Annotated in this window: 26 protein-coding genes and 1 tRNA gene; 25 read left to right on the forward strand and 2 right to left on the reverse strand. The window is 69.7% G+C overall.

Annotated features, from left to right (window positions below):
* Nucleotides 1-90: 90 nt before the first annotated feature.
* Nucleotides 91-936 (reverse strand): archaetidylserine decarboxylase, encoded by an 846-nt coding sequence (asd, locus tag JHB91_RS01980; RefSeq protein WP_199471092.1) that lies wholly within the window; start codon nt 934-936, stop codon nt 91-93.
* Nucleotides 933-1,583, reverse strand: a complete 651-nt coding sequence (locus tag JHB91_RS01985; protein WP_199471094.1) for an SCO family protein — start codon at nt 1,581-1,583, stop codon at nt 933-935. Before JHB91_RS01985 ends, asd begins: the two co-directional genes overlap by 4 nt.
* A gap of 136 nt (nt 1,584-1,719) precedes the next feature.
* Between JHB91_RS01985 and prmB the strand changes: the two genes are divergently transcribed.
* From prmB to nuoI, 25 genes are all read left to right on the forward strand, one after another.
* A complete protein-coding gene (gene prmB, locus JHB91_RS01990) occupies nt 1,720-2,640 on the forward strand; it encodes a 50S ribosomal protein L3 N(5)-glutamine methyltransferase (RefSeq protein ID WP_199471096.1) in 921 nt (306 codons plus the stop codon).
* A gap of 91 nt (nt 2,641-2,731) precedes the next feature.
* Nucleotides 2,732-3,577 carry a methyltransferase domain-containing protein gene (locus tag JHB91_RS01995; protein ID WP_199471097.1) on the forward strand — a complete coding sequence of 282 codons (846 nt, stop codon included), beginning with the start codon at nt 2,732-2,734 and terminating at the stop codon, nt 3,575-3,577.
* A 30-nt stretch (nt 3,578-3,607) separates the two neighbouring features.
* Nucleotides 3,608-4,723, forward strand: coding sequence for a chorismate synthase (gene aroC, locus JHB91_RS02000; RefSeq protein ID WP_199471098.1), 1,116 nt, complete (start codon nt 3,608-3,610; stop codon nt 4,721-4,723).
* The gene (locus JHB91_RS02005; RefSeq protein WP_199471099.1) at nt 4,716-5,729 is read left to right on the forward strand and encodes a D-glycerate dehydrogenase; all 1,014 of its coding nucleotides are present in this window, start codon (nt 4,716-4,718) and stop codon (nt 5,727-5,729) included. The genes aroC and JHB91_RS02005 overlap by 8 nt, the downstream gene beginning before the upstream one ends.
* A 44-nt stretch (nt 5,730-5,773) precedes the next feature.
* On the forward strand, nt 5,774-6,790 hold the full coding sequence (locus JHB91_RS02010; RefSeq protein ID WP_199471100.1) for an aspartate-semialdehyde dehydrogenase: 1,017 nt from the start codon (nt 5,774-5,776) through the stop codon (nt 6,788-6,790).
* Nucleotides 6,791-6,896: 106 nt separating this feature from the next.
* Complete coding sequence (locus tag JHB91_RS02015) at nt 6,897-8,738, forward strand: FimV/HubP family polar landmark protein (RefSeq protein WP_343225039.1); 1,842 nt, start codon at nt 6,897-6,899, stop codon at nt 8,736-8,738.
* 52 nt (nt 8,739-8,790) lie between these two features.
* Nucleotides 8,791-9,609: a tRNA pseudouridine(38-40) synthase TruA gene (truA, locus tag JHB91_RS02020; protein WP_199372830.1), complete on the forward strand. Its 819-nt coding sequence runs from the start codon at nt 8,791-8,793 to the stop codon at nt 9,607-9,609.
* 13 nt (nt 9,610-9,622) lie between these two features.
* Nucleotides 9,623-10,309, forward strand: a complete 687-nt coding sequence (locus JHB91_RS02025) for a phosphoribosylanthranilate isomerase (RefSeq protein ID WP_199471101.1) — start codon at nt 9,623-9,625, stop codon at nt 10,307-10,309.
* On the forward strand, nt 10,306-11,520 hold the full coding sequence (gene trpB / locus JHB91_RS02030) for a tryptophan synthase subunit beta (protein WP_199372828.1): 1,215 nt from the start codon (nt 10,306-10,308) through the stop codon (nt 11,518-11,520). The genes JHB91_RS02025 and trpB overlap by 4 nt, the downstream gene beginning before the upstream one ends.
* Nucleotides 11,517-12,362 (forward strand): tryptophan synthase subunit alpha, encoded by an 846-nt coding sequence (gene trpA, locus JHB91_RS02035; RefSeq protein ID WP_199471102.1) that lies wholly within the window; start codon nt 11,517-11,519, stop codon nt 12,360-12,362. Before trpB ends, trpA begins: the two co-directional genes overlap by 4 nt.
* A gap of 46 nt (nt 12,363-12,408) precedes the next feature.
* Entirely contained in the window at nt 12,409-13,299 is an 891-nt protein-coding gene (gene accD / locus JHB91_RS02040) for an acetyl-CoA carboxylase, carboxyltransferase subunit beta (RefSeq protein ID WP_199471103.1), read from the forward strand.
* A complete protein-coding gene (gene glmM, locus JHB91_RS02045) occupies nt 13,296-14,696 on the forward strand; it encodes a phosphoglucosamine mutase (RefSeq protein ID WP_199471105.1) in 1,401 nt (466 codons plus the stop codon). The genes accD and glmM overlap by 4 nt, the downstream gene beginning before the upstream one ends.
* Nucleotides 14,697-14,771: 75 nt before the next feature.
* Nucleotides 14,772-15,725, forward strand: a complete 954-nt coding sequence (locus JHB91_RS02050; RefSeq protein ID WP_199471107.1) for an isopenicillin N synthase family oxygenase — start codon at nt 14,772-14,774, stop codon at nt 15,723-15,725.
* A 65-nt stretch (nt 15,726-15,790) separates the two neighbouring features.
* Nucleotides 15,791-16,543 (forward strand): triose-phosphate isomerase, encoded by a 753-nt coding sequence (gene tpiA / locus JHB91_RS02055; RefSeq protein ID WP_199471109.1) that lies wholly within the window; start codon nt 15,791-15,793, stop codon nt 16,541-16,543.
* Nucleotides 16,544-16,567: 24 nt separating this feature from the next.
* The gene (secG, locus tag JHB91_RS02060) at nt 16,568-17,014 is read left to right on the forward strand and encodes a preprotein translocase subunit SecG (RefSeq protein ID WP_199372823.1); all 447 of its coding nucleotides are present in this window, start codon (nt 16,568-16,570) and stop codon (nt 17,012-17,014) included.
* Between the two features lie 63 nt (nt 17,015-17,077).
* A tRNA-Leu gene (locus tag JHB91_RS02065) sits at nt 17,078-17,162 on the forward strand.
* Nucleotides 17,163-17,255: 93 nt separating this feature from the next.
* Nucleotides 17,256-17,612 carry an NADH-quinone oxidoreductase subunit A gene (locus JHB91_RS02070; protein ID WP_199372822.1) on the forward strand — a complete coding sequence of 119 codons (357 nt, stop codon included), beginning with the start codon at nt 17,256-17,258 and terminating at the stop codon, nt 17,610-17,612.
* A complete protein-coding gene (locus JHB91_RS02075) occupies nt 17,603-18,190 on the forward strand; it encodes an NADH-quinone oxidoreductase subunit B (protein ID WP_199372821.1) in 588 nt (195 codons plus the stop codon). The genes JHB91_RS02070 and JHB91_RS02075 overlap by 10 nt, the downstream gene beginning before the upstream one ends.
* A complete protein-coding gene (locus JHB91_RS02080; RefSeq protein WP_199471111.1) occupies nt 18,183-18,965 on the forward strand; it encodes an NADH-quinone oxidoreductase subunit C in 783 nt (260 codons plus the stop codon). Before JHB91_RS02075 ends, JHB91_RS02080 begins: the two co-directional genes overlap by 8 nt.
* Nucleotides 18,962-20,272 (forward strand): NADH-quinone oxidoreductase subunit D, encoded by a 1,311-nt coding sequence (locus tag JHB91_RS02085; protein WP_199471113.1) that lies wholly within the window; start codon nt 18,962-18,964, stop codon nt 20,270-20,272. The genes JHB91_RS02080 and JHB91_RS02085 overlap by 4 nt, the downstream gene beginning before the upstream one ends.
* Nucleotides 20,269-20,796: an NADH-quinone oxidoreductase subunit NuoE gene (nuoE, locus tag JHB91_RS02090; protein ID WP_199471115.1), complete on the forward strand. Its 528-nt coding sequence runs from the start codon at nt 20,269-20,271 to the stop codon at nt 20,794-20,796. Before JHB91_RS02085 ends, nuoE begins: the two co-directional genes overlap by 4 nt.
* A 14-nt stretch (nt 20,797-20,810) precedes the next feature.
* Nucleotides 20,811-22,178, forward strand: a complete 1,368-nt coding sequence (gene nuoF / locus JHB91_RS02095) for an NADH-quinone oxidoreductase subunit NuoF (RefSeq protein ID WP_199472622.1) — start codon at nt 20,811-20,813, stop codon at nt 22,176-22,178.
* Entirely contained in the window at nt 22,175-24,421 is a 2,247-nt protein-coding gene (gene nuoG, locus JHB91_RS02100; protein ID WP_199471117.1) for an NADH-quinone oxidoreductase subunit NuoG, read from the forward strand. Before nuoF ends, nuoG begins: the two co-directional genes overlap by 4 nt.
* A complete protein-coding gene (nuoH, locus tag JHB91_RS02105) occupies nt 24,418-25,518 on the forward strand; it encodes an NADH-quinone oxidoreductase subunit NuoH (protein WP_199372816.1) in 1,101 nt (366 codons plus the stop codon). Before nuoG ends, nuoH begins: the two co-directional genes overlap by 4 nt.
* Nucleotides 25,518-26,006 carry an NADH-quinone oxidoreductase subunit NuoI gene (gene nuoI, locus JHB91_RS02110; RefSeq protein WP_199372815.1) on the forward strand — a complete coding sequence of 163 codons (489 nt, stop codon included), beginning with the start codon at nt 25,518-25,520 and terminating at the stop codon, nt 26,004-26,006. The genes nuoH and nuoI overlap by 1 nt, the downstream gene beginning before the upstream one ends.
* Nucleotides 26,007-26,009 lie beyond the last annotated feature (3 nt).

Here is a 26,009-nt window from a genome sequence, read left to right on the forward strand (position 1 = left end):
TCGGCCTTGGGCGGGGCCGGGACGGCCTTGCAGGGGGCGCATTCTACGCGCCCTGCAGCGAGCCTGAGTAATGCCGTCGCGAAGGAGGCTTCAGTCGAGGCGCGTCGCCAGGCGCTCGCCAAGCCGCACGGGGCCTTCCGGAACCAGCCCGGGGGCGAGTTCCGCCACGCCCGGCGGCAGCAGCACGATCACCGTGGAGCCGTAGTTGAAGCGCGCCATTTCCTCGAACCGGCGCAACTCCACCGCCTTGCCGCCGTATTCCTTGCTGGTGACGGCGTGTCCATAGGCCGGGATCTCCTCGCCGCTCCAGACGGTCTCCACGCCCGACACCAGCAGCGCGCCGACCATCACCACCGCCATCGGCCCGAAGTCGGTGTCGAAGTGGCAGACCAGGCGCTCGTTGCGCGCGAACAGGCGCGGTACGTGCGCGACCGCGGCCGGGCCGACGCTGAACAACCGGCCGGGCACGTGCACGGTGCGCATCAGGCGCCCGCTCCAGGGCATGTGCACGCGGTGGTAGTCGCGCGGCGACAGGTACACGGTGGCGAACAGGCCGTCGCGGTAGGGCGCGGCCGCCACGGCATCGCCCAGCAGCTCGGCGGCGGTGAACGACTGCCCCTTGGCCTGGAAGATGCGGCCGCCCTCGATGGCGCCGCACTGGCTGATGCGGCCATCCGCCGGCATCACCAGCGCCGCCGGGTCGGGATCGGCCACGCGCACGCCCGGGCGCAGGGCCCGCGTAAAGAATGCGTTGAAGGTCGGGTAGGCGGCCGGGTCGGACTGCGCCGCTTCACCCAGGTCGACCTTGAAGCGCTCGACCACGGTGTCGATCAGCCAGCGGCTGACGCGCGGGTGGTCGGAGTACGCCAGGCGGCGCGCCAGCGACGACGCCAGGCGGTGGGGAAGCACGTAGGTGAGCCGGGTGAAGAGGCTCATCGCGCCTGCGCGCCCGTCAGCGCGGCGAGGTCGGCGGCCACGGCGGCCGGGTCGAACGGCGGCTGCACCACGCCGGCCATGCGGCCCTCGGCGTCGAGCACGGCCATCGCCGCGGAGTGGTCGACGCTGTACTGGTCGGCCGGGGCGCCGTCGGCCGCGGGCGCCTTCATGAACACCAGCGACAGCGACCGCGCGAACGCTTCGAGTGCCGGGATATCGGCGGTCGCTGCCAGCGTATCGCGGTGGAAATGATGCGCGTACTCGCCGATCCGGTCGGGCGTGTCGCGTTCCGGGTCCACCGACACGAACAGCACCCGCGGGCGCACGCTGTCCGGCAGCACTTCCCACTCGGCCTGCGCACGCGCCAGTTCCGCGAGCGTCATCGGGCAGACGTCCGGGCAGTGGGTGAAGCCGAGGAACACCAGCGTCCAGTGGCCGTTGAGCTCGCCGGGCACCAGCTGCGTGCCGTCGGACTGCTGCAGCGCGAACGCCGGCAGCACCCGCGGCTGCGGAAACAGGCGCACGGCCTGCAGCTCGGGCCCGGCGACCGGTTTCGGCGCGCCTGCAAACCACAGCTGCGATGCGGCCAGGCCGAGACCGGCGGCCAGCGCGACGGCCAGCACGAGGAGGGTGGTGCGATTGAACATGGAGGACCGATGGTGGAAACCCGGGGGCGCCATCATAGCCGGCCCGTGGCGGAGCACCCGGGGGCCTCACCCGCGGGTGCCGCGGGAGCTTCGCCTATACTGCGAAACCGCGCCGAAAGCGCCGTGACCACGCACCATGACGACCCAACAGCTCCAGACCATCATCGACCTGATCCGCTATGGCGCCAGCCGCTTCAATGCGGCCGGGCTCACCTTCGGCCACAGCTACGACAACGCCCTCGACGAAGCCACGCACCTGACCCTGCATGCGCTGCACCTGCCGCATGACCTCAGCCCGGTGTACGGCCAGGCGCGGGTGACCGAAGCCGAGAAGGAAGACGTGCTGGAACTCTTCATCCGCCGCATCGAGGAGCGCACGCCGGTCGCCTACCTCACCGGCGAGGCCTGGTTCGCGGGGCTGAGCTTCAAGTCGGATCCGCGCGCGCTCGTGCCGCGCTCGCCGATCGCCGAGCTCATCGAAGGCGGCTTCGAGCCCTGGCTGGGCGGCCGCGATGTCCACCGTGCGCTGGACCTGTGCACCGGTTCCGGCTGCATCGCGCTGGCGATGGCGCACTACAACCCGGAATGGCATGTCGACGGCGTGGACCTGAGCGACGACGCGCTGGCGCTGGCCGCCGAGAACGAGAAGCGGCTGCTGGTGCGCAACGCGCGCTTCCTGAAATCGGACCTGTTCTCGGCGCTCCAGGGCGAACACTACGACCTGATCGTCAGCAATCCGCCGTACGTGACCAACGCCGAGACCGATGCCCTGCCGCGCGAGTACGCGCACGAGCCCGAGCTGGGCCTGCGCGCCGGCGATGACGGCCTCGACCTGGTGCTGCGCATCCTGCGCGACGCGCCGCTGCACCTTACCGACGACGGTGTGCTGGTCTGCGAGGTGGGCGAAGCCGAGCACGCGCTTACCGCACTGCTGCCGGAACTGCCGCTGATGTGGGTGGAGTTCAAGGTCGGGCAAATGGGCGTGTTCGTCGTCGAGCGCCACGATTTGGTGACCCACAATGCGCGGATCCGCGTGCTGGCCGACGCGCGTGGTTAAGATGCGCCAGCAACCCGGTTGAACCCGTGTTGCCCGCCGAGTGGGGCGATCCTGCCGACGGCCCGGGCCGAAAACGGAGCGAGCGACGCCAATGAGCCGCAACCAAGTCATCCTCTCGATGGTGGACAGGCGCGGGAATGGCCTGGAGATCGGCCCGTCGCACAGCCCGGTCGCGCCGAAGCGCGACGGGTTCAATGTCCAGGTGATCGACCACGCCGACCGTGCCGGCCTGGTCGAGAAATACCGGGCGCATGGCGTCGACCTCGACAGGATCGAAGAGGTCGACTTCGTATGGAATGGCACCAGCTACCTCGAGCTGACCGGCAAGCCGAACCACTACGACTGGATCATCGCGTCGCACGTCATCGAGCACGTGCCTGACATGGTCGGGTTCATCAGGGGCTGCGACGCGGTGCTGCGCCATGGTGGCGTGCTTGCGCTGGCTGTACCGGACAAGCGTTATTGCTTCGACCGCTTCCGTTCGATCACCGGCATCCACAGCCTGGTCGATGCGCACCTGGAGGGCAGGCGAAACCATTCCCCGGGCCGGATCGCCGATTATTTCCTCAACGTGGTGACGCTGTCGGGCGTGATCGGATGGTCGCCCGAGCAGTCGCGCCACCGGTCCATGGCGGATGTCAGCTTCGTGCACGGCCTGCAGGACGCGAAATCGGGCATGCAGGCGGTCGTGGAATCGGATGCCTACCTCGATATCCATGCCTGGTGTTTCACCCCGAGTTCGTTCCGCTTGCTGGTCGAGGACCTCTACCAGCTTGGCTTGAGCCCGCTGCGCGAGGCGCGGTTCCAGGGCACCGGCGGCAGCGAATTCTTCGTCGCGCTGTCGCGCGAGGGAACGGGGCCGGGAATCGACCGTTTCGCGCTGCTGCACGCGATCGACGAAGAGCTGGCCGATGTCAGGCTGGCGCTCGCCGGTTGAAGTCCTACCAACGCTGAGGCGCGAGGTTCCATGGCTGGCAATTCGTTTGGCGCACTGTTCCGCGTAACCACCTTCGGCGAGTCGCACGGGCCGGCGATCGGCTGCGTGGTCGATGGCTGCCCGCCCGGCATCGCGCTGGCGGCGGATGATTTCAGCGCCGACCTCGCGCGCCGTGCCACCGGGCGCACGCGCCATACCTCGGCGCGGCGCGAGGACGACGCGATCGAGATCCTGTCCGGCGTGTACGAAGGCGTCACCACCGGCACGCCGATCGCGCTGCTGGTGCGCAACACCGATGCACGCAGCAAGGACTACGAGCGCATCGCGACGCAGTTCCGGCCGGGCCACGCCGATTACACCTACTGGCAGAAGTACGGCGTCCGCGATCCACGCGGCGGCGGGCGTTCGTCGGCGCGCGAAACCACCATGCGCGTGGCCGCCGCGGTGATCGCGAAGAAGTGGCTCGCGGCGCGCCACGGCGTGCGCGTGCGCGGCTTCCTCGCGCAGATCGGCGAGGTTGTGCCGCGTGGGCACGACTGGAGCGCGGTCGACGCCAACCCCTTTTCCTGGCCCGATGCCTTGCAGGTCGGCGAGCTCGAGGCGTACATGGACGCGCTGCGCAAGTCCGGCGACTCGGTCGGCGCGCGCGTCACCGTGGTCGCCGAGGGCGTGCCGCCGGGGTGGGGCGAGCCGGTGTACGGCAAGCTGGACGCCGAACTCGCCGCGGCGATGATGTCGATCAACGCCGCCAAGGGCGTCCAGGTCGGCGCGGGCTTCGCCAGCATCGTCCAACCTGGCAGCGTGCATCGCGACGTGATGACGCCGGAGGGCTTCCTGTCCAACCACGCCGGCGGCATCCTCGGCGGCATCAGCACCGGCCAGGACGTGGTGGTCTCGGTGGCGTTCAAGCCGACCTCGAGCCTGCGCCTGCCGGTGCAGGGCGTCGATGTCGACGGCAATGCGGTCGAGGTGGTGACCACCGGCCGCCATGACCCCTGCGTCGGCATCCGCGCCGCGCCGATCTGCGAGGCGATGCTGGCGCTGGTGCTGATGGACCAGGCCCTGCGCCACCGCGCGCAGTGCGGCGACGTGGGTGCGGTGTCACCGCGCATTCCTGCCAGGGTGCCCGGCGACGGCCATGGCTGAGCCGCGCCCGAAGGTCTGGGTCTCGCAGCCGCTGTTCGACGACATCGTGGCGCAGCTGGACGCGTGGTTCGACGTCACCCGGGTGTCGGAGATCAGCGACCACGCACCTTCGGCCATCGCGGCGGCGCTCGGTGCAGTGGATGGCGCGCTGGTCACGCTCAACGACCGCATCGGCGAGGCCGAGGTGGCGGGAGCGACGCACCTGCGGGCGGTTGCCAGCGTCGGCGTGGGCTACGACAACCTGGATGTCGACGCGCTGCATGCCCGCGGCATCGTCGCCACCAATACCCCGGGCGTGCTCACCGAAACGACCGCCGATTTCGGCTTCGCGCTGATGATGGCCGCGGCCCGACGCATCACCGAGGCCGAGCACTGGCTGCGCGCCGGCCAGTGGCAGGGGTGGGGATTCCACAAGCTGCTCGGCGCCGAGATCCACGGCACCACGCTGGGCATCCTCGGGATGGGCCGGATCGGGCAGGGCATCGCCCGGCGCGCGCGCGGCTTCGGCATGCGCGTGCTCTACCACAACCGCAGCCGCTTGCCGGGCGACGTCGAGCGTGACTGCGCCGCGACATATGTCGACCGCGACACGCTGCTGGCGCGCTCCGATCACCTCGTGCTGGTGTTGCCGTACTCGGCCGCCAGCCACCACGTCATCGATGCCGACGCGCTGGCCCGAATGAAGCCTGGCGCCACGCTCACCAACATCGCTCGCGGCGGACTGATCGACGAGGACGCGCTGGCGGACGCGCTCGGCGGAGGCCGGCTGGCCGCCGCGGGGCTGGATGTGTTCGAGGGCGAGCCGGCGGTCAACCCGAGACTGCTGGCCTGCCGCAACGTGGTGCTGACCCCGCACGTCGCCAGCGCCAGCCTGGCCACGCGGCGCGCGATGGTGGCCCTGGCGGTCGAGAACCTGGTTGCCGCGCTGGGCCGGGGGCCCGACGCGGGCCGGCCGCCGACGCCGATCGCACCCCCACCGGACGCAGGCCGCCACCGACTGCGATAATCCCCGGCCCCGCGGCCCGGTCGCGGGACACACGTGGAGCGACAATGGGCAGGCAGTACAAGGTGGCAGTGGTCGGCGCGACCGGCGTCGTGGGCGAAGCGATGCTGGCTCTCCTGGCGGAGCGCGGGTTCCCGGTGGGCGAACTGGTGGCACTGGCCAGCGAACGCTCAGCGGGTGGCACGATCGATTTCGGCGACGACGAAGTGGTCATCCGCGATCTCGCGGGCTTCGATCCGGCGGGCGTGGACATCGCACTGTTCGCCGCCGGCGGCGCGGTGTCGCGCGAGTTCGCCCCGCGATTCGCCGCGGCGGGCGCGGTGGTGGTCGACAACAGCTCGGCGTTCCGCCTGGACGACGACGTGCCGCTGGTGGTCGCCGAAGTCAATCCGGAAGCGGTCAAGCAGCGCCCGCGCGGCATCATCGCCAACCCCAACTGCTCGACCATGCAGATGCTGGTGGCGCTGGCGCCGATCCATCGCAGCGTCGGCATCGAGCGCATCAACGTGGCGACCTACCAGTCGGTGTCGGGTGCGGGGCGTGGCGCACTGGAAGAGCTCGGCCGGCAGACCGCGGCGCTGCTCGGCTTCCAGGAAGCCGATCCGCAGCGCTTCCCGGTGCAGATCGCGTTCAACCTGATCCCGCACATCGACGAGTTCCTGGACAACGGCTACACCCGCGAGGAGATGAAGCTGGTCTGGGAGACGCGCAAGATCCTCGGCGACGCCTCCATCCAGGTGAACGCGACCGCGGTGCGGGTGCCGGTGTTCTACGGCCATTCCGAGGCCCTGCACATCGAGACCCGCGGGCACATCAGCGCCGCAGACGCGCGGGCGCTGCTGGAAGCCGCCCCGGGCGTGGTGGTGGTGGACGAGCGCGCGGCAGGCGGCTATCCGACGCCGGTCACGCATGCCTCCGGTCGCGACGGCGTGTTCGTCGGCCGCATCCGCGAGGACATCTCGCATCCGCGCGGGCTGGACCTGTGGGTGGTGTCGGACAACATCCGCAAGGGCGCGGCGCTGAATGCCGTGCAGATCGCCGAGCTGGTCGCATCGGAAGGGTGAGGCCGCACGTGGCCATCGTCGGCGCTGCACGGCGTTTCGAGACCACGCGCATTGCCAATCGCGCCTCCGCGCGGCTAGAGTCGACGCGGATTTGCCGGGGAAACGCGTGACCACGAAGCTGCGAACAAGAAGTCCGATCGCGTGGGCGGTGGCATTGGGGCTGGTGCTGGCGATGTTCGCCAGCCAGGCGCTGGCGCTCGGGCTCGGCCGCATCGAGGTCAAGTCGCAGCGCGACCAGCCGCTGCTCGCCGAAATCCAGGTCATCTCCAGCGACCCGGCCGAGCTTGACCGCCTTCAGGCGCGACTCGCCTCGCCCGACACCTTCGCCCGTATCGGGCTCGAACCGCCGCGGGGGGTCGTGTCCGACCTGCAGTTCGCGGTCGCGCTCGACGCCCGCGGCAATCCGGTGATCCGGGTCACCAGCCGCGCGCCGGTGACGGAGTCGCTGCTGACATTCCTGGTGGAAGTGGACTGGGGGCAGGGCCGGCTGGTCCGCGAGTACTCGGCTCTGGTCGACGCGCCAAGCACGGTCTCCGCTCCGGCACAGCCGGTAATCCAGGCGCCGAGTGCCGCGCGCACGGACACCATCGTGCGACCCGCCGAGGTGCCTGTCGCCCAGGCCGCGGAGCCTGCCGACCCAGAGCCCGCCGACACTGCACAGGTTGCCGGGGAAGAGGCGGAGCCCGCGCCCGTCGCGGCGGCACCGGCCCCCGCAACCCGGGTGGCCCGCGCCTCGGCGCAGGCATCGCCCGGCGAATACGGGCCGGTCCAGGCCGGCGAGACGCTGGGCGTGATCGCCCAGGCGCTGGTGGGTGATGGTGTCAGCCGCGAACAGGCGATCGTCGCGCTGTTCCGCGCCAATCCCGCTGCGTTCATCGGCGGGAACCTCAACCTGATCCGCAAGGGCGCCGTGCTGCGCATGCCGTCGCGCGACGAGGTCGCCGGGCAGGACATGGCGGAGGCGCGCGCGGTGCTGCGCGAGCAGGTGGCGCAATGGCGCGACATGCGTCGCCCCGCGCCGCAGCCCGTTGCCGCCGCGGCGGACGCCGCGCCCGTCGCCGCGCAGGCGCCAGGCGAAGGCGCGTCCGCGACCCGCACCGCGGCCGCTCAGGCGCCGGGTGCCAGGCTTGAAATCGTGCCGCCGGCCGCCTCGGGTGGCCAGCAGGCAGGCGTACGATCCGGCATCCAGGCCGGTGGCGAGGGCGAGATGCTGCGACAGGAACTGCAACAGGAAGTGCTCCAGGGCCGAGAGACGCTGGCCGCGCGCGAGGCCGAAGTGGCCGAACTCAAGGCACGGGTCGCCGACCTCGAGCGCCTGCAGGCGCAGCAGCAGCAGCTGATCAGCCTGAAGGACAGCGAGCTCGCGGCCGCCCAGGACCGGCTTGCCGGCTCCAACGCCGAGCCCGGCACAACCACCAGTACCGCGGTTGACGGCGCTGCGCCGGCCCAGCCCCCGCAGGGTGGCGGAATGCCCTGGGCCTGGATCGGCCTTGGCCTGCTGGCGGCGGCGGTCATCGCCTGGCTGCTGGCCCGCCGCCGGCCCGCGCCGGCGAAGCGTCCGCGCTTTGTCATGGCGCCGCCAGTTGCCTCGCCGGAACCGGTTGTCTCGCCGGAAAGCGCCGGGGCGCCAGTCGGCGCCGCACCCGCGTCGATCGTGCAGGCGGGCCGTGCCGACCGCGGGATCGAGACGGCGACCGAGGCCAGGACACCGGCCGGAGCGCCGACGTGGCACGCCGGCAGTTCCCCGGGCCCGCGCAATGATGTGGATGGCTCCCGCCCCGCGGCGTCGGAACCGTCCGCGGGCGGCGTGGAACGCCTTGAGCTGGCTCGTGCCTACCTCGATCTGGGCGACGTGGATACCGCGCGCGGCCTGCTGCGCGAGGTCGCCAGCGGCGGCGAATCCGCGCACCGCGCCGAGGCGCTGCGCCTGCTGGACGGGATCGCCTGACGCCGTCTCCGCCGCCGCGGCCTGCCGCGGCGCGGGTCGGTCACCGCACGCCATGCGCTACGCCTTGGGCATCGAATACGACGGCAGCGGGTTTTCCGGCTGGCAGCGGCTGAGCCGCGCCGGCATTGAAAGCACCCCGACCCTGCAGGGGGCGCTGGAAAAGGCACTCTCGCGGGTGGCGGACGCACCGGTCTCCACTGTCTGCGCCGGACGTACCGATGCCGGCGTGCACGCGCAATGCCAGGTGGTCCATTTCGACAGCGCTGCCGAACGCGACCCGCGCAACTGGGTGCTGGGCACCAGTGCGCTGCTGCCGCCAGCGATCTGCGTGCGCTGGTGCCGGCCGGTGGCTGACGACTTCAGCGCGCGTTTCTCGGCGCGCGCGCGGCACTACCGCTACAGCATCCTCAACCGCGCGGTGCGTCCGGCGCTGGGGCGCCAGTACCTGTCCTGGGTGCGGCGCCCGCTGGACGCCGACGCCATGCACCGCGCCGCGCAGGCGCTGGTCGGCGAGTTCGACTTTTCCGCGTTCCGAACCGTGCACTGCCAGGCCCCGCATGCGCGGCGCGATCTGCAGGCGATTCGCGTCCGGCGCGAAGGCGAGCAGGTGGTGGTGGAGGTGCGCGCCAACGCGTTCCTTCATCATATGGTGCGCAACATCGTCGGCTCGCTGCTCGAAGTCGGCCATGGCGCCCGCCCGGAGGCCTGGATCGCCGAGCTGCTGGCCGGCGCCGACCGCAGCGTCGCCGGCGCCACCGCGCCGCCCGACGGCCTGCTGTTCCTCGGCCCGCTGTACCCGGCCGAGTGCGGCCTGCCGGCCGAGGTCACGCTGCAACCCGCCCCCGAGGCGCATGCTGTCCCCCTGTATTGATAAAGCGAATGACATGTCCCGCACCCTGTACCGCACCCGCATCAAGTTCTGCGGCCTGACCCGCGCCGGCGACGTCCGCCTGGCCAGCGAGCTGGGCGTCGACGCCATCGGCTTCATGTTCGCCCACGGCAGCCCGCGCCAGCTGCACCACGCCGAGGCGCGCGCGCTGCGCCAGGCGCTGGCGCCGCTGGTGGACGCGGTCGCGGTGTTCCGCGACAACCCCGCCGACGAGGTGCGCGAGATCGTCAAGCAGGTGCGGCCGAGCCTGCTGCAGTTCCATGGCGACGAGGATGACGCGTTCTGCCGCGGCTTCGGCGTGCCTTACATCAAGGCCGTGCCGATGGGCAGCGGCGCGCCGGTCGACCCGCGCGCCATCGAGGGCGGGCATCCGGCTGCGATAGCGTTCCTGTTCGACAGCCATGGCGGCGGCCACACCGGTGGCAGCGGTCGCACCTTCGACTGGGCGCAGCTCCCGCGCATCGGCAAGCCGGCGCTGGTGTCGGGCGGGCTGCATGCGGGCAACGTATTCGACGCGATCCTCGCGACCTTGCCCTGGGGCGTGGACGCCAGCACCGGCATCGAGTCGGCGCCCGGCATCAAGGACGGCGAGCGCATGCGCGCCTTCGTCGAAGAGGTGCGCCGTGCCGACTGCCACGCGGATCCGGACAAGGACGCCGTGGCCCGGGAGGCCGCCCGATGATCGACATGCCTGACGATTTCCACGCGTTCCCGGACGCAAAGGGTCACTTCGGACGCTACGGCGGCCGCTTCGTCGCCGAGACCCTGGTCGGCCCGCTGGAGGAACTGGCCGCGGCCTACGATGCGGCACGCGTGGACCCGGCGTTCATCGCCGCGTTCGAGGACGACCTGCGCAACTACGTCGGGCGCCCCAGCCCGATCTACGAGGCCACGCGCCTGGCACGCCACGTCGGCGGCGCGCGCATCCTGCTCAAGCGCGAGGACCTGAACCACACCGGCGCGCACAAGATCAACAACACCATCGGCCAGGCGCTGCTGGCCAGCCGCATGGGCAAGACGCGGATCATCGCCGAGACCGGCGCCGGCCAGCACGGCGTCGCCAGCGCCACCGTGGCCGCGCGCCTGGGCCTGGAATGCGTGGTGTACATGGGCGCCACCGATATCGAACGCCAGAAGATCAACGTCTACCGCATGAAGCTGCTCGGCGCTTCGGTGGTACCGGTGCACAGCGGCTCGGCGACGCTCAAGGACGCGCTCAACGAGGCGATGCGCGACTGGGTGACCAACGTGCGCGACACCTTCTACATCATCGGCACCGTGGCCGGCCCGGACCCGTATCCGCGCATGGTGCGCGATTTCAACGCCGTCGTCGGTCGCGAGGCGCGCGCGCAGATGCTCGCGGGCCACGGCCGCCTGCCGGACGCGATCACCGCCTGCGTCGGCGGCGGCAGCAACGCGATCGGCATCTTCCATGAATTCCTCAACGACCGCGGCGTGCGCCTGGTCGGCGCCGAAGCGGCAGGGGACGGCATCGACACCGGCCGCCATGCCGCGTCGATCGCCGCCGGCCGCCCGGGCGTGCTGCACGGCAACCGCACCTACCTGCTGTGCGACGACGACGGCCAGGTGATCGAGACGCACTCGATCTCCGCCGGGCTCGACTATCCCGGCGTCGGGCCCGAACACGCCTTCCTTGCCGACACCGGCCGCGCGGAGTACGTGGGTGTGACCGACGACGAGGCGCTGGAAGCGTTCCACCTGCTGGCGCGCACCGAGGGCATCCTGGCCGCGCTGGAATCCAGCCACGCGGTCGCCCAGGCCATGAAGCTTGCGCGCTCAATGCCCAAGGACGCGATCGTGCTGTGCAACCTGTCCGGTCGAGGCGACAAGGACGTGCACACCATCGCCGCGCGCGAAGGAGTGGAGGTTTGAACGCCGGCCTCGTCGGCACCGCGCGCATCGACGCGCGCTTCGCGGCGCTGCGCCAGGCGGGCCGCAAGGCGTTGATCCCGTTCATCACCGCCGGCGATCCCGGCCTGGCCGACACCGTGCCGGTGATGCATGCGCTGGTTGCGGCCGGCGCCGACGTGATCGAGGTCGGCGTGCCGTTCTCCGACCCGATGGCGGATGGTCCCACCATCCAGCGCAGCTCGGAGCGCGCACTCGCGCGCGGCGCGGGCATGGCGTGGGTGCTGGAGCGGGTGCGCGAGTTCCGCGAGGTCGACACCGCGACGCCCGTGGTCCTGATGGGCTACCTCAATCCGGTCGAGGTGCGTGGCCCCGAGGTGTTTGCCGCCGCGGCGGCTGCGGCGGGCGTCGACGGCATGCTGCTGGTCGACCTGCCGCCAGAAGAGGCTGCCGACGTACGCGCCGGCTTCGCCGCGCATGGCGTGGCGCTGGTGCTGCTGGCGTCACCCACCACGGCGCCGGCGCGTGTGGAGCTGCTTTGCGCACAGGCGCAGGGCTACCTGTATTACGTCAGTTTCGCCGGCGTGACCGGCGATTCGGCGCGCCTCGATGCCGATGCCGCCTCGCGCCAGCTGCGCGCCATTCGCGCCGGAAGCACGGTGCCGGTGGTGGTGGGGTTCGGCATCCACGACGCCGACAGTGCCGTGGCCATGGGCCGCGATGCCGACGGCGTCGTGGTCGGCAGCGCACTGGTCCAGGCCATGGCCTCGGCGGGCGAGGGTCGTGGTGCCGAAGCGGCCTCCGCCTTCCTCGCGCCGCTGCGCCGGGCGCTTGACGCGGCGGGCAGCAGCGGGACGCTGCGCTAAACTCCCCGGCTTGTCGCGGCATGGCCGCAAAGGATTCGAGTAGCAAATGTCCTGGCTGAAGAAACTCACGCCCGCCCGCATCCGCACCGACAGCGGCCCGGCGCGCAAGCGCAGCGTCCCGGAGGGGCTCTGGGAAAAATGCGACAGCTGCGGCGCGGTGCTGTACCGCCCCGAACTCGAGGAGAACCTCGAGGTCTGCCCGAAATGCGCGCACCACATGGCGATCCGCGCGCGCGCGCGCCTGGCCTCGCTGCTCGATGCCGGCAGCGGCCGCGAGATCGGCGCCGCGCTCGGCCCGATCGACGTGCTGCGCTTCCGCGACCAGAAGAAATACTCCGACCGCATCAAGGCCGCGCAGAAGGCTACCGGCGAGCGCGACGCGCTGATCGCGCTGGAAGGCACGCTGAAGGGCCACCCGCTCGTCGCCAGCGCCTTCGACTTCGCCTTCATGGGCGGGTCGATGGGTTCGGTGGTCGGCGAGCGCTTCGCGCTGGCGGCCGAGCGCGCGCTGGCGATCGGCTCGCCGTTCGTGAACTTCTCCGCGAGCGGCGGCGCGCGCATGCAGGAAAGCCTGTACTCGCTGCTGCAGATGGCCAAGACCTCGGCCGCGCTCGGGCGCCTGCGCGCCGCGGGCCTGCCGTACATCTCGGTGATGACGCACCCGACCACCGGTGGCGTGTCGGCGTCGTTCGCGATGCTCGGCGACATCAACCTGGCCGAGCCGAAGGCACTGATCGGCTTCGCCGGCCCGCGCGTCATCGAACAGACGGTGCGCGAAACCCTGCCCGAAGGCTTCCAGCGCTCGGAGTTCCTGCTCGAGCACGGTGCGATCGACCAGATCTGCGACCGCCGCGAGTTGCGCGACCGGATCGCGACGCTGGTCGCGTTGATGATGCGATACCCGCAGGCAGCGGACGAGGACACCGCGACGGCATGAACACGGCGAACACACCTGTGGTGGATGGCGGCACCGCCGGCGCGAAGCGCCGCTGGTTCGGCACCGACGGCATCCGCGGCCGCGTCGGCGAGGGCCCGATCTCTGCCGATTTCGTGCTTCGCCTCGGCAATGCCTATGGCCACGCGCTGGTCGCGGCGGTCAAGGCCGGCGACGAGTGGCGCAAGCCGCTGGTGCTGATCGGCAAGGACACGCGGATCTCGAACTACATGTTCGAGGCGGCGCTGGAGGCCGGCCTGGTCGCCGCCGGCGTCGACGTGCAGCTGATGGGCCCGATGCCCACGCCGGCGGTCGCGCATCTCACGCACGCCATGCGCGCCGATGGCGGCATCGTCATCTCGGCCTCGCACAATCCGCACCACGACAACGGCATCAAGTTCTTCTCCGCGCAGGGCGAGAAGCTCGACGACGCCACCGAACTCGCCATCGAAGCCTCGCTGGAGCAGCCGTTCCGCACCGTGGCCTCGGACATGCTGGGCAAGGCGCTGCGCACCCGCGACGCCGTAGGCCGCTACCTCGAGGCCTGCAAGGGCACGGTGCCGCGCAGCTTCGACCTGGACGGCATGCGCATCGTGGTCGACTGCGCGCACGGCGCGACCTACCAGGTCGGCCCGATGGTGTTGCGCGAACTCGGTGCGCGGGTCGATGTCATCGGCGCCGAGCCCAACGGCCTGAACATCAACGACGGCGTCGGCTCCACGCATCCGCAGGCCCTGGTTGAGCGCGTGCGCGCCAGTGGCGCGGAACTCGGCATCGCCTTCGACGGTGATGGCGACCGCGTGCTGTTCGTCGACGACGCCGGCACCGTCCGCGACGGCGACGACCTGGTTTACCTGCTGGCCTGCGACTGGCAGCGGACCGGCCGCCTGCGCGGCCCGGTGGTCGGCACGCTGATGACCAACTACGCGCTGGAGCAGGCGCTGGCCGCGCGCGGCATCGCCTTCATGCGCACCAAGGTCGGTGATCGCCACGTGCACCAGGCGCTGGTGGAGCATGGCGGCATCCTCGGCGGAGAGGCTTCCGGGCACCTGATGTGCCTGGACCGCGCCACCACCGGCGACGGCATCGTCAGCGCCCTGCAGGTGCTGGAAGTGCTGGCGCGCACCGGAGTGTCGCTGCGCGAGGCGCTGCGCGACCTGCGCAAGGCGCCGCAGCACACGATCAACGTGCGTTGCGGCAACGGCACCCGGCCCGCCGAGGCGGCCAGCGTGCAGCTGGCGCTCGCCGAGGCCCAGCAGGCCGTGGCCGGGCGGGGCAGGGCGTTCCTGCGGCCTTCCGGCACCGAGCCGGTAGTGCGGGTGACCGTGGAGGCCGACGACGAGGCGCTGGTGCAGGCCACCGTCGAGCGTCTTGCCGAGGCCGTGCGCGCCGCCGCCTGAGCCGGGGACTCCGCGGCGGTATCATGTACGGCCTGCGCCCGCGATCCTGCGGGCGCGTTGCCACAGAGACCCGTCATGGCCGCGCAGATACCCACCCTCGACATCCGCCGCTTCACCCAGCCGACCAGCGCCGAAGACCGCCAGGCTTTCATCGACGAGCTCGGCGCCGCGTACCGCGAGTGGGGCTTTGCCGGCATTCGCAACCACGGCATCGGCCAGCCGCTGATCGATGACGCCTACGCCGCGTTCAAGGCGTTCTTCGCGCTGCCCGACGACGTCAAGAAGCGCTACCACGTGGCCGGCGGCGGCGGTGCCCGCGGTTACACGCCGTTCGGCGTGGAGACCGCCAAGGACTCCAAGCACTTCGACCTCAAGGAGTTCTGGCACATCGGCCGCGAGATCCCGGACGACTCGCCGTATCGCGAGGTCATGGACGCCAACGTCTGGCCGGCGGAAGTGCCTGGGTTCCGCGCCGCGGGCTACGCGCTGTACCAGGCGCTGGACGAGCTCGGCTCGCAGGTGCTGCGCGCGCTGGCGCTGCACATCGACCTGCCCGAGACCTACTTCGCCGACAAGACCGATTCCGGCAACTCGATCCTGCGGCCGATCCATTACCCGCCGATCACCGCCGACGACATCCCCAACGTGCGCGCCGGCGCGCATGGCGACATCAACCTGATCACGCTGCTGGTCGGCGCAAGCGCCGCGGGGCTCGAAGTGCTGTCGCACAACGGCGAGTGGGTGCCGTTCACCTCGGACGCCGACACCATCGTGGTCAACATCGGCGACATGCTGCAGCGCCTGACCAACCACGTGTATCCGTCGACGATCCACCGCGTGGTCAATCCGCCGGGCGAACTGGCGCGCCAGCCGCGCTACTCGGTGCCGTTCTTCCTGCACCCCAATCCGGACTTCCTGATCGACGTGCTGCCGTCGTGCGTGACCGCGGCCAATCCGAGCCGCTATCCCGAGCCGATCACCGCGCAGGGATACCTCGAGGAGCGGCTGCGCGAGATCAAGCTGAAGTAGGCGGCTACCCCTTCGGCGGCCGGACGGCCTAGAATCTCCGGCCCGTCCGTCCCCCGAGGTCCGCAATGCGCCAACGCATCGTCGCAGGCAACTGGAAGCTGCATGGCAGCCGCGATTTCGCCAGCGGGCTGGTCGCCCGCATTGCCGATGGCCTCGATGGCGCGGCGGTCGAGGTCGTGGTGCTGCCGCCGCTGCCGTACCTGGGCGGGCTGGCCACGGAGTTCGCCGGGCGCGGGCTTGCGTTCGGCGCGCAGGACGTCGGCGTCCATCCCGAGGGCGCGTACACCGGCGAGGTTTCGGCGGCGATGCTGGCGGACGTCGGCGCGCGCTACGTGCTGGTCGGCCATTCCGAGCGCCGCGAGTACCATCGCGAGGACAGTGCGCTGGTTGCCGAGAAGTTCAAGACAGCGCTGGCGGCGGGCCTGAAGCCGATCCTCTGTGTCGGTGAGTCGCTGCAGCAGCGCGAATCCGGGGCGGCCGAGGAGGCCATCGCCGCGCAGCTGCGCCCGGTGCTCGACCTGGTCGGCGCCGAAGGTTTCGCCAATGCCGTGGTCGCCTACGAGCCGGTCTGGGCGATCGGAACCGGCCTGACCGCCACGCCAGGGCAGGCGCAGGCGATCCATGCATTCATCCGTAGCGAGGTCGCCTCGCGGGATGCTAGAATTGCGAATTCCCTGCCCGTCCTTTACGGCGGCAGCGTGAAGCCCGCCAATGCCGCCGAGCTGTTCTCCCAGCCCGACGTCGATGGAGGCCTGATCGGCGGTGCATCGCTGGTCGCCACGGACTTCCTGGCCATTGTTGCAGCGGCTGCCGCGTAAGCGGCGCACAAGAGAGTCGAGAACATGCTTCCCCTCATCCTCAACGTGGTCTTCGTGCTCATCGCCATCGCGATGATCGCCCTGATCCTGATGCAGCGCGGCGCTGGCGCCCAGGCCGGCTCCGGCTTCGGCGGCGGCGCTTCGGCGACGGTGTTCGGTTCGCGCGGCGCATCCAATTTCCTGTCCAAGTCCACCAAGTGGCTGGCCATCTCCTTCTTCGCAATCACGCTGTTCATGGCGTGGCAGGCAACAAATTCGGCGCGCCAGCAGGGCGCCACGCAGGTCGACCTGGGCGTGATGTCCGAGGTTCCGGCGGCACCCGCGCCTGTCGCGGCGCCGCAGGGTGCGGTCCCGGCCGCGCCGACGACCGTTCCAGAGCAGTCTCCGGTGCCTTCGGCACCCGACGCGCAGCCTCCGGCTGATGCGCCCGCGCAGCCCGTTCCGGCGCAGGAGGGTCCGCAGGGCGGCTGATAGCGATTACAATGTCGCGGTCCCGCAGCGCTGCTGCGCGGGCGAGGCGGACACAGAAGATTTGCCCAGGTGGCGGAATTGGTAGACGCACTACCTTGAGGTGGTAGCGGCTTAGGTCGTGGGGGTTCGAGTCCCCCCTTGGGCACCACACACATCGCGAAACGCGGCCAGGCTGACTGGTCGCGCATCGCGGTAGAAAGAGCAACGGCCGCCCTCGCGGCCGGTAGCCGAGAGAACACACGTGCTGGCCGAATATCTGCCGACCCTATTGTTCCTGATCGTCGCCACGGGGATCGGCATCGCCCTGATCCTGGTCGGCAACCTCCTCGGGCCCAAGCGCCCGACAGTCGAGAAGCTCTCCGCCTACGAATGCGGCTATGCGCCCTTCGAAGACGCGCGCATGCCGTTCGACGTGCGCTACTACCTGATCGCGATCCAGTTCATCGTCTTCGATCTGGAAATCATCTTCATCGTGCCGTGGGCCACCGTGTTCCGTGAGCTCGGCGTGCTCGGCCTCATCGAGATGGGCATCTTCGTGGGCATGTTGCTGCTCGGTTTCATCTATGTCTGGAAGAAGGGAGCGCTGGAATGGGAGTGACCCGGGCGATCCGCGCGCTTGCGGACTCCGCGAGCAACCCGCTGTCGGAAGGCCGCGTCGACGACATCCTGCGTCCGGCCGGTGACAACCCGCTGCTTGAGCAGGGATTCGTCACTACCAGCTCGGACATCCTGCTCAACTGGGCGCGCACCGGCTCCATGTGGCCGGTCACGTTCGGCCTGGCCTGCTGCGCAGTCGAGATGATGCATGCAGGCGCCGCGCGCCTCGACATGGACCGCTACGGCGTGATCTTCCGCCCGTCGCCGCGCCAGTCCGACGTGATGATCGTGGCCGGCACCCTGGTCAACAAGATGGCCCCGGCGCTGCGCAAGGTCTACGACCAGATGCCCGAGCCCAAGTGGGTGATCTCGATGGGCAGCTGCGCCAATGGCGGCGGTTACTACCACTACTCGTATTCCGTGGTCCGCGGCTGCGACCGCGTGGTGCCGGTGGACATCTATGTCCCGGGCTGCCCGCCGACCGCGGAAGCGCTGGTGCACGGCATCCTGCAGCTGCAGAAGAAGATCCGCCGCTCCACGAATTTCGGCGAAAACAAGGTGGGCCAGCGCAATGGCTGAGTCCGCGACCGCGTTCGCCGCGCGCCTGCGCACGCGCTTCGCCGATGCCACGGTCCACGTTGCGCTCCCGCGTGGCGAGGTCGGCATGGTCGTCGCGCCGGCTGACTGGCACGCGAGCTGCCAGGCGCTGCGCGACGAGTTCGGCTTCGAGATGCTGATCGACCTGTGCGGCATGGACTACCTCGGCCACGGCAGCGACGAGTGGGACACCGACGTCTCCTCGGAGGGCTTCAGCCGCGGCGTGGAGGGCAAGGGGGCAGGGCGCTTCGGCTTCGGCGAGCAGCACAGCCAGCAGCTCGCGCAGCCTGACGGCGAAGGAGCAATCGCGGTTCCCGCGCAGCGTTTCGCGGTGGTCGTGCAGCTGCTGTCGATCGCCAACAACCGCCGCGTGCAGGTGAAGTGCTTCGCGGCCGACGACGCGCTGCCGGTCGTGGCTTCGGTCAACGACCTGTGGCCGGGCGTGAACTGGTTCGAGCGCGAGGCGTTCGACCTGTTCGGCATCATGTTTGCCGGGCATCCCGACCTGCGCCGCATCCTCACCGACTACGGTTTCATCGGCCACCCGTTCCGCAAGGACTTCCCGCTGATCGGCAACGTCGAAGTCCGCTACGACGCGGAGAAGCAGCGCGTGGTGTACGAGCCGGTGACCTCGGTCGAGCCCCGCGTGGGCGTGCCGCGCGTCATCCGCGACGACGCACGATATGCAACCGCCGCCGGCGAGGACCGCGACCTGAAGGTCGGCGGTGCCCGCACCGGCGCAGGAGAGGCGAAATGAGCGCGCATCCGCACGCCGCCGGCAGCGGCTTCGCCAGCAATCCGGTCGAAGCACGCCAGGAAATCCGCAACTACACGATGAACTTCGGCCCGCAGCATCCGGCCGCGCACGGCGTGCTGCGCCTGATCCTGGAGATGGACGGCGAGACCGTGGTGCGCGCCGACCCGCACGTCGGGCTGCTGCACCGTGGCACCGAAAAGCTTGCCGAGTCCAAGCCGTTCAATCATTCGATCGGCTACATGGACCGCCTCGACTACGTGTCGATGATGTGCAACGAACACGCCTACGTGCGCGCCATCGAGTCCCTGATGGGCATCGAGGCTCCCGAGCGCGCGCAGTGGATCCGCACGATGTTCGACGAGATCACGCGGATCCTGAACCACCTGATGTGGATCGGCTCCAACGGTCTCGACCTCGGCGCGATGGCGGTGATGCTGTACTCGTTCCGCGAGCGCGAAGAGCTGATGGACGTCTACGAGGCAGTCAGCGGCGCGCGCATGCACGCGGCGTATTACCGTCCTGGTGGCGTGTATCGCGACCTGCCCGATCGCATGTCGAAGTACCGCGAGTCGCCGTGGCGCAAGGGCGCGAAGCTGAAGCGCTTCAACGAGTCGCGCGAAGGCTCGATGCTCGATTTCCTCGAGGCGTTCACCCGTGAATTCCCGGGCCGCGTCGACGAGTACGAGACCCTGCTCACCGACAACCGCATCTGGAAGCAGCGCACCGTCGGCATCGGCGTGGTCAGCCCCGAGAAGGCCATGGCCTGGGGCATGACCGGCGCGATGCTTCGTGGCTCGGGCGTCGAGTGGGACCTGCGCAAGAAGCAGCCCTACGCGCGCTACGACAGGGTCGATTTCGACATCCCGGTCGGCACCAACGGCGACTGCTACGACCGCTACCTGGTGCGCGTCGCCGAGATGCGCCAGTCCAACCGCATCATCGCCCAGTGCGTGGAATGGCTGAAGGCCAACCCCGGCCCGGTGATGGTCGACAACTTCAAGGTCGCGCCTCCCTCCCGCGAGGAGATGAAGGACGACATGGAAGCCCTGATCCACCACTTCAAGCTGTTTTCCGAAGGCTATTGCGTGCCGGCCGGCGAGACCTACTGTGCGGTCGAGGCGCCCAAGGGCGAGTTCGGCTGCTACCTGGTCAGCGACGGCGCCAACAAGCCTTTCCGCGTGCACCTGCGCGCGCCCGGCTTCGCGCACCTGTCGTCGATGGACGCGGTGGTGAAGGGGCACATGCTGTCCGACGTCGTGGCGATGATCGGCACCTATGACATCGTTTTCGGGGAAGTAGACCGATGAGAGCCACCGGCAACTTCGAGAACGCGCGCAACGTCGACCCGATGGTCGCGTTGAACGACGACACGCGCGCGCACATCGACCACTGGCTGACCAAGTTCCCGGCCGACCGCAAGCGTTCGGCCGTGCTGCAGGGGCTGTTCGCGGTGCAGCAGCAGAACGGCGGGTTCCTGACCGACGAGCTGATCGCGGCCGTGGCCAAGTACCTGGACCTGCCGCCGGTGTGGGCGTACGAGGTCGCCACCTTCTATTCGATGTTCGAAACGAAGCCCGTCGGCCGCAACAACGTCGCCATCTGCACCAACATCAGCTGCTGGCTCAACGGCGCCGAAGACCTTGTCGCGCACGCCGAAAAGAAGCTCGGCTGCAAGCTCGGCGAATCGACCCCCGACGGCCGCGTCTATCTGAAGCGTGAGGAAGAGTGCGTCGCGGCATGCTGCGGCGCCCCGGTGGTCGTGATCAACGGCCATTACCACGAGAAGCTCGACGCCGCGAAGGTCGACGAGCTGCTCGACGGACTGAAGTGAGGCTGGACACCGGCATGGCGCACCACCACCACCACGTCTCCGAAGGCTACGGCCCCGTCGGCCCTGCGCCGAAGGAGCACCAGGCCGTCTACACCACGCTGCATTTCGACAAGCCGTGGTCGTACGAGAACTACCTCAAGACCGGCGGCTACAGCGCGCTGCGCCGGATCCTGGAAGAAAAGATCGAGCCGACGGCCGTCATCGAGATGGTCAAGCAGTCGGGCCTGCGCGGCCGTGGCGGCGCGGGCTTCCCGACCGGCCTGAAGTGGAGCTTCATGCCCAAGGGCAGCGGCATGCAGAAGTACATCCTCTGCAACTCCGACGAGTCGGAGCCGGGCACCTGCAAGGACCGCGACATCCTGCGCTACAACCCGCACTCGGTGATCGAGGGCATGGCGATCGCCTGCTACGCCACGGGCAGCACGGTCGGTTACAACTACCTGCGCGGCGAGTTCCACCACGAGCCCTTCGAACACCTCGAGGAAGCCACCGCCGAGGCCTATGCCAATGGCTGGCTGGGCCGCGACATCCTGGGTTCGGGCACCGACATCGAGATCCACAACGTGCTCGGCGCCGGCGCCTACATCTGCGGCGAAGAGACCGCGCTGATGGAGTCGCTGGAAGGCAAGAAGGGCCAGCCGCGGTTCAAGCCGCCGTTCCCGGCCAACTTCGGCCTGTACGGCAAGCCGACCACCATCAACAACACCGAGACCTTCGCCTCGGTGCCGGCGATCCTGCGCAACGGCCCGGAGTGGTTCGCCAACCTCGGCAAGCCCAACAACGGTGGCTGCAAGATCTTCTCGGTCTCGGGCCAGGTCACGCGCCCGGGCAACTACGAGATCCGCCTCGGTACACCCTTCAGCGAACTGCTGGAAATGGCCGGCGGCATGCACCCCGGGCGTCGCCTCAAGGCGGTGATCCCCGGTGGTTCGTCGATGCCGGTGCTGCCGGGCGACACCATGATGGGCCTCACCATGGATTACGACGCGCTGCAGAAGGCCGGTTCCGGCCTCGGCTCGGGCGCCGTGATCGTGATGGACGACACCGCCTGCATGGTCCGCGCCTGCCAGCGCATCGCGCGCTTCTATTTCCAGGAATCCTGCGGCCAGTGCACGCCCTGCCGCGAAGGCACGGGCTGGATGTACCGCATGATCACGCGCATCGTCGAGCGCCAGGGCACGCTGTCCGACCTCGAGATGCTGCGCGCCGCGGCCGGCCAGATCGAAGGCCACACCATCTGCGCCTTCGGCGAAGCGGCGGCGTGGCCGGTGCAGGGCTTCCTGCGCCATTACTGGGACGAGTTCGAGTACGCGATCGTCAACAGGCGCTTCCTGGTCGACGACCAGCGCGACGGCACCGTCGTGCAGAAGGTGGCCGCATGAGCGCCCAGCCGGTGAATCCGAACCTCGCGCCCGACCAGGTCACCGTCTTCATCGACGGCGTGGAGATGGCCGCCCCCAAGGGCTCGATGATCATCCATGCCGCCGACAAGGCCGGCATCCCGATCCCGCGGTTCTGCTACCACGACAAGCTCGCCATCGCCGCCAACTGCCGCATGTGCCTGGTCGACGTGGAGAAGATGGGCAAGCCCGCGCCTGCCTGTGCCACGCCGGTGATGGACGGCATGCGCGTGCAGACGCGCAGCGAGAAGGCGCTCAAGTCGCAGCGCAACGTGATGGAGTTCCTGCTCATCAACCACCCGCTCGACTGCCCGGTCTGCGACCAGGGCGGCGAGTGCGAGCTGCAGGACCTGTCGCTCGGCTACGGCCGTTCGGTCAGCCGCTTCAGCGAACGCAAGCGCGTGGTGGCCGACGAGGACATGGGCCCGCTGGTCGCCACCGACATGACGCGCTGCATCCAGTGCACGCGCTGCATCCGCTTCACCGCGGAAATCGCCGGCACCTACGAACTCGGCGGCATGCAGCGCGGCGAAAGCCTGCAGATCGGCACCTACGACGGCAAGCCGCTGACCACCGAGCTGTCCGGCAACGTGATCGACGTGTGCCCGGTTGGCGCGCTCACCAACAAGGTGTTCCGCTTCCGCGCGCGCCCGTGGGAGCTGATCGCACGCGAGTCGCTGGGCTACCACGACGCCCTCGGCAGCAACCTGTTCCTGCATTCGCGCCGCGGCGAGGTGATGCGCGCGGTTCCACGCGACAACGAGGCCGTCAACGAGTGCTGGATCTCGGACCGTGACCGCTACTCGCACCAGGGCCTGTACGCCGACGACCGCGCAACCCGGCCGCTGCTGCGCGTGGCGAGCAATGGCGACGACGGCGACTGGCGCGAGGCGTCGTGGGACGAGGCGCTGGCGCGTGCCGCGCAGATCCTGCGCGACAACGCCGCCGACGACCTCGGCATCCTGGTGCATCCGGCAACCTCCAACGAGGAGGGCGCGCTGCTGGCGCGACTGGCCGAGGCACTTGGCACCGGCAACCTGGACCACCGCATTTCCCAGCGCGACCTGTCCGACGCCGCCGTGGCCGAACCGTTCGCCATGCCGGTCGAGGACATCGAGCAGGCCGACGCGATCGTCATCGTCGGCAGCCACCTGCGCTTCGAGTTGCCGCTGCTGCACCAGCGCGTGCGCAAGGCCTGGGTACGCGGCGCCCGCGTGCACGTGGTCAACCCGGTCGACTTCGAGTTCGCCTTCGACATCGCGTCGAAGACGATTGTTGCGCCTTCCGGCATCGCCGCCGCGCTTGGCTCCACGGAGCTTGCCGCTGCGCTGAAGGACAGCGCGAGGGTGGTCGTCATCGTCGGCGGCGTGGCCGAGAACGGCGCGCACGCCGCGGACATCCGCGCCGCCGCCGCCGCGCTCGCCACCGCCGGCAACGCCGCGCTGTGCCGCATCCCGCAGGGCGCGAATGCGCTCGGCCTGGCGCGCAACGGCGTGCTGCCCGCGTCGCGCGACGCCAGCGCCATGCTCGCGCAGCCGCGCAGCGGCTACGTGATGTACGGCATCGAGCCGGGCCTCGACTTCGCCGACCAGGCGAGCGCGATGTCCGCACTCGGCGGCGCGCAGGTCGTGGCCTTCAGCCACTTCGCCTGCGCGTCGACGCGCCGCATTGCCGACGTGATCCTGCCGATCGGCCTGCTGCCCGAAATCGACGCCACCCTCACCAACCTCGATGGTCGCGAGCAGCGCGCCGTCGCCGCCGGCAAGTTGCCGGACGAAGCGCGCCCGGGGTGGAAGGCACTGCGTGCACTCGGTGGGCTGCTGGCGCTGCCGGGCTTCGAGTTCGTCGACCTCGCCGAGGTGCGCGCCGGCATGGCGCCGCGCGGCGTCGTGGTGTCGGCATCCGCGGCCACGGTGGGCGAGGGCGAAGGCTTCGAGCTGGCCGTGTCGAAGGCGATCTATCGCACCGACGGCGTGACGCGTCGCGCGGCCGCACTTCAGGCACATCCACTCACCGCCGGCCCGCGCATCACGCTTCACCCCGACGATGCGTCGGCGGCAGGCGTGGCCGATGGCGCGATGGCCAAGGTCTCCAACCATGCCGGCACGGCCACCCTGCAGGTGGTCGCCAGCGACCGCGTCGCGCGCGGCGCGGCGTGGATCGAATCCGGCTACGGCGCCACGGCGGCGCTCGGCGCCGGCCGCGCCAGGGTGGTGGCGGCATGAGCACGACCAATACCGCAAGCCTGGTGCTCGACGCCGTCGCGCCGTTCCGCGAGTGGCTGGATGCGCTCGGACCCATCGGCACCGTGCTCTGGCTGGTGCTGCTGATCCTGTGCATCGCCATGCCGGTGATCATCGCCGTGGCGTTCTACGTGGTCTGGGAGCGCAAGCTGATCGGCTGGATGCACATCCGCCACGGGCCGATGTATGTCGGCTGGGGCGTGCTGCAGGCGTTCGCCGACGTGTTCAAGCTGCTGTTCAAGGAAGTCATCCAGCCGACACGCGCGCATCCGGTGCTGTACGTGCTGGCGCCGATGATCACCCTGGTGCCGGCGCTGGCCGCCTGGGCGGTGGTGCCGTTCGACGCGCGGATGGTGCTGTCCAACGCCAACGCCGGCCTGCTGTACCTGCTGGCCGTGGTCTCGCTGGGCGTGTACGGCATCATCATCGCCGGCTGGGCGTCCAACTCGAAGTACGCGTTCCTGGGCGCCATGCGCGCCGCGGCGCAGATGGTGAGCTACGAGATCGCCATGGGCTTCGCGCTGGTCGGCGTGATGGTCGCCTCGGGCAGCCTAAACCTGAGCGCGATCGTGATGGCGCAGGCGGGCAACGCGGGCTTCCTGGAGTGGTTCTGGCTGCCGCTGCTGCCGCTGTTCGTCATCTACTTCATCTCCGGCGTGGCCGAGACCAACCGCTCGCCGTTCGACGTGGTGGAAGGCGAGTCCGAGATCGTCGCCGGGCACATGGTGGAGTACTCCGGTTCGGTGTTCGCGCTGTTCTTCCTGGCCGAGTACGCCAACATGATCCTGGTGAGCGTGCTCACGGCGATCTTCTTCCTCGGCGGCTGGCTGTCTCCGTTCCAGGGCTGGTTCGCCGGCGTGCCGGTGCTCGAGTGGCTGGCGGTCGACGGCTGGTGGTGGCTGATCGCCAAGGCGTTCTTCTTCGCCAGCTGCTTCGTGTGGTTCCGCGCCACGTTCCCGCGCTACCGCTATGACCAGATCATGCGCCTGGGCTGGAAGGTGTTCATCCCGCTGGCGATCGCGTGGATCGCGGTTACCGCGTTGATGGCGTATTTCGGCGTGTTCGAGGCAGGTGCGTGATGGGCAAGATCCTTTCCTGGGCGAAGAGCCTGCTGCTGCTGGAGATGCTGGCCGGCATGTGGCTGACGCTCCGGTACCTGTTCCGTCCCAAGTACACGATCATGTACCCGATGGAAAAGACGCCGCAGTCGCCGCGTTTCCGCGGCCTGCATGCGCTGCGCCGCTATCCCAACGGCGAAGAGCGCTGCATCGCCTGCAAGCTGTGCGAGGCGGTGTGCCCGGCGCTGGCGATCACCATCGATTCCGAGCAGCGCGAGGACGGCACGCGCCGGACCACGCGCTACGACATCGACCTGTTCAAGTGCATCTTCTGCGGATTCTGCGAGGAGTCCTGCCCGGTTGATTCGATCGTGGAAACGCACATCCACGAGTACCACTTCGAGAACCGTGGCGAGAACATCGTCAACAAGCAGCAGTTGCTGGCCATCGGTGACCGGCTCGAGGCCGAGATCGCCGAACGCCGCACCGCCGACGCCGGATACAGGTAAACC

Source organism: Luteimonas sp. MC1828, from assembly GCF_016461615.1.
GTDB lineage: Bacteria > Pseudomonadota > Gammaproteobacteria > Xanthomonadales > Xanthomonadaceae > Luteimonas.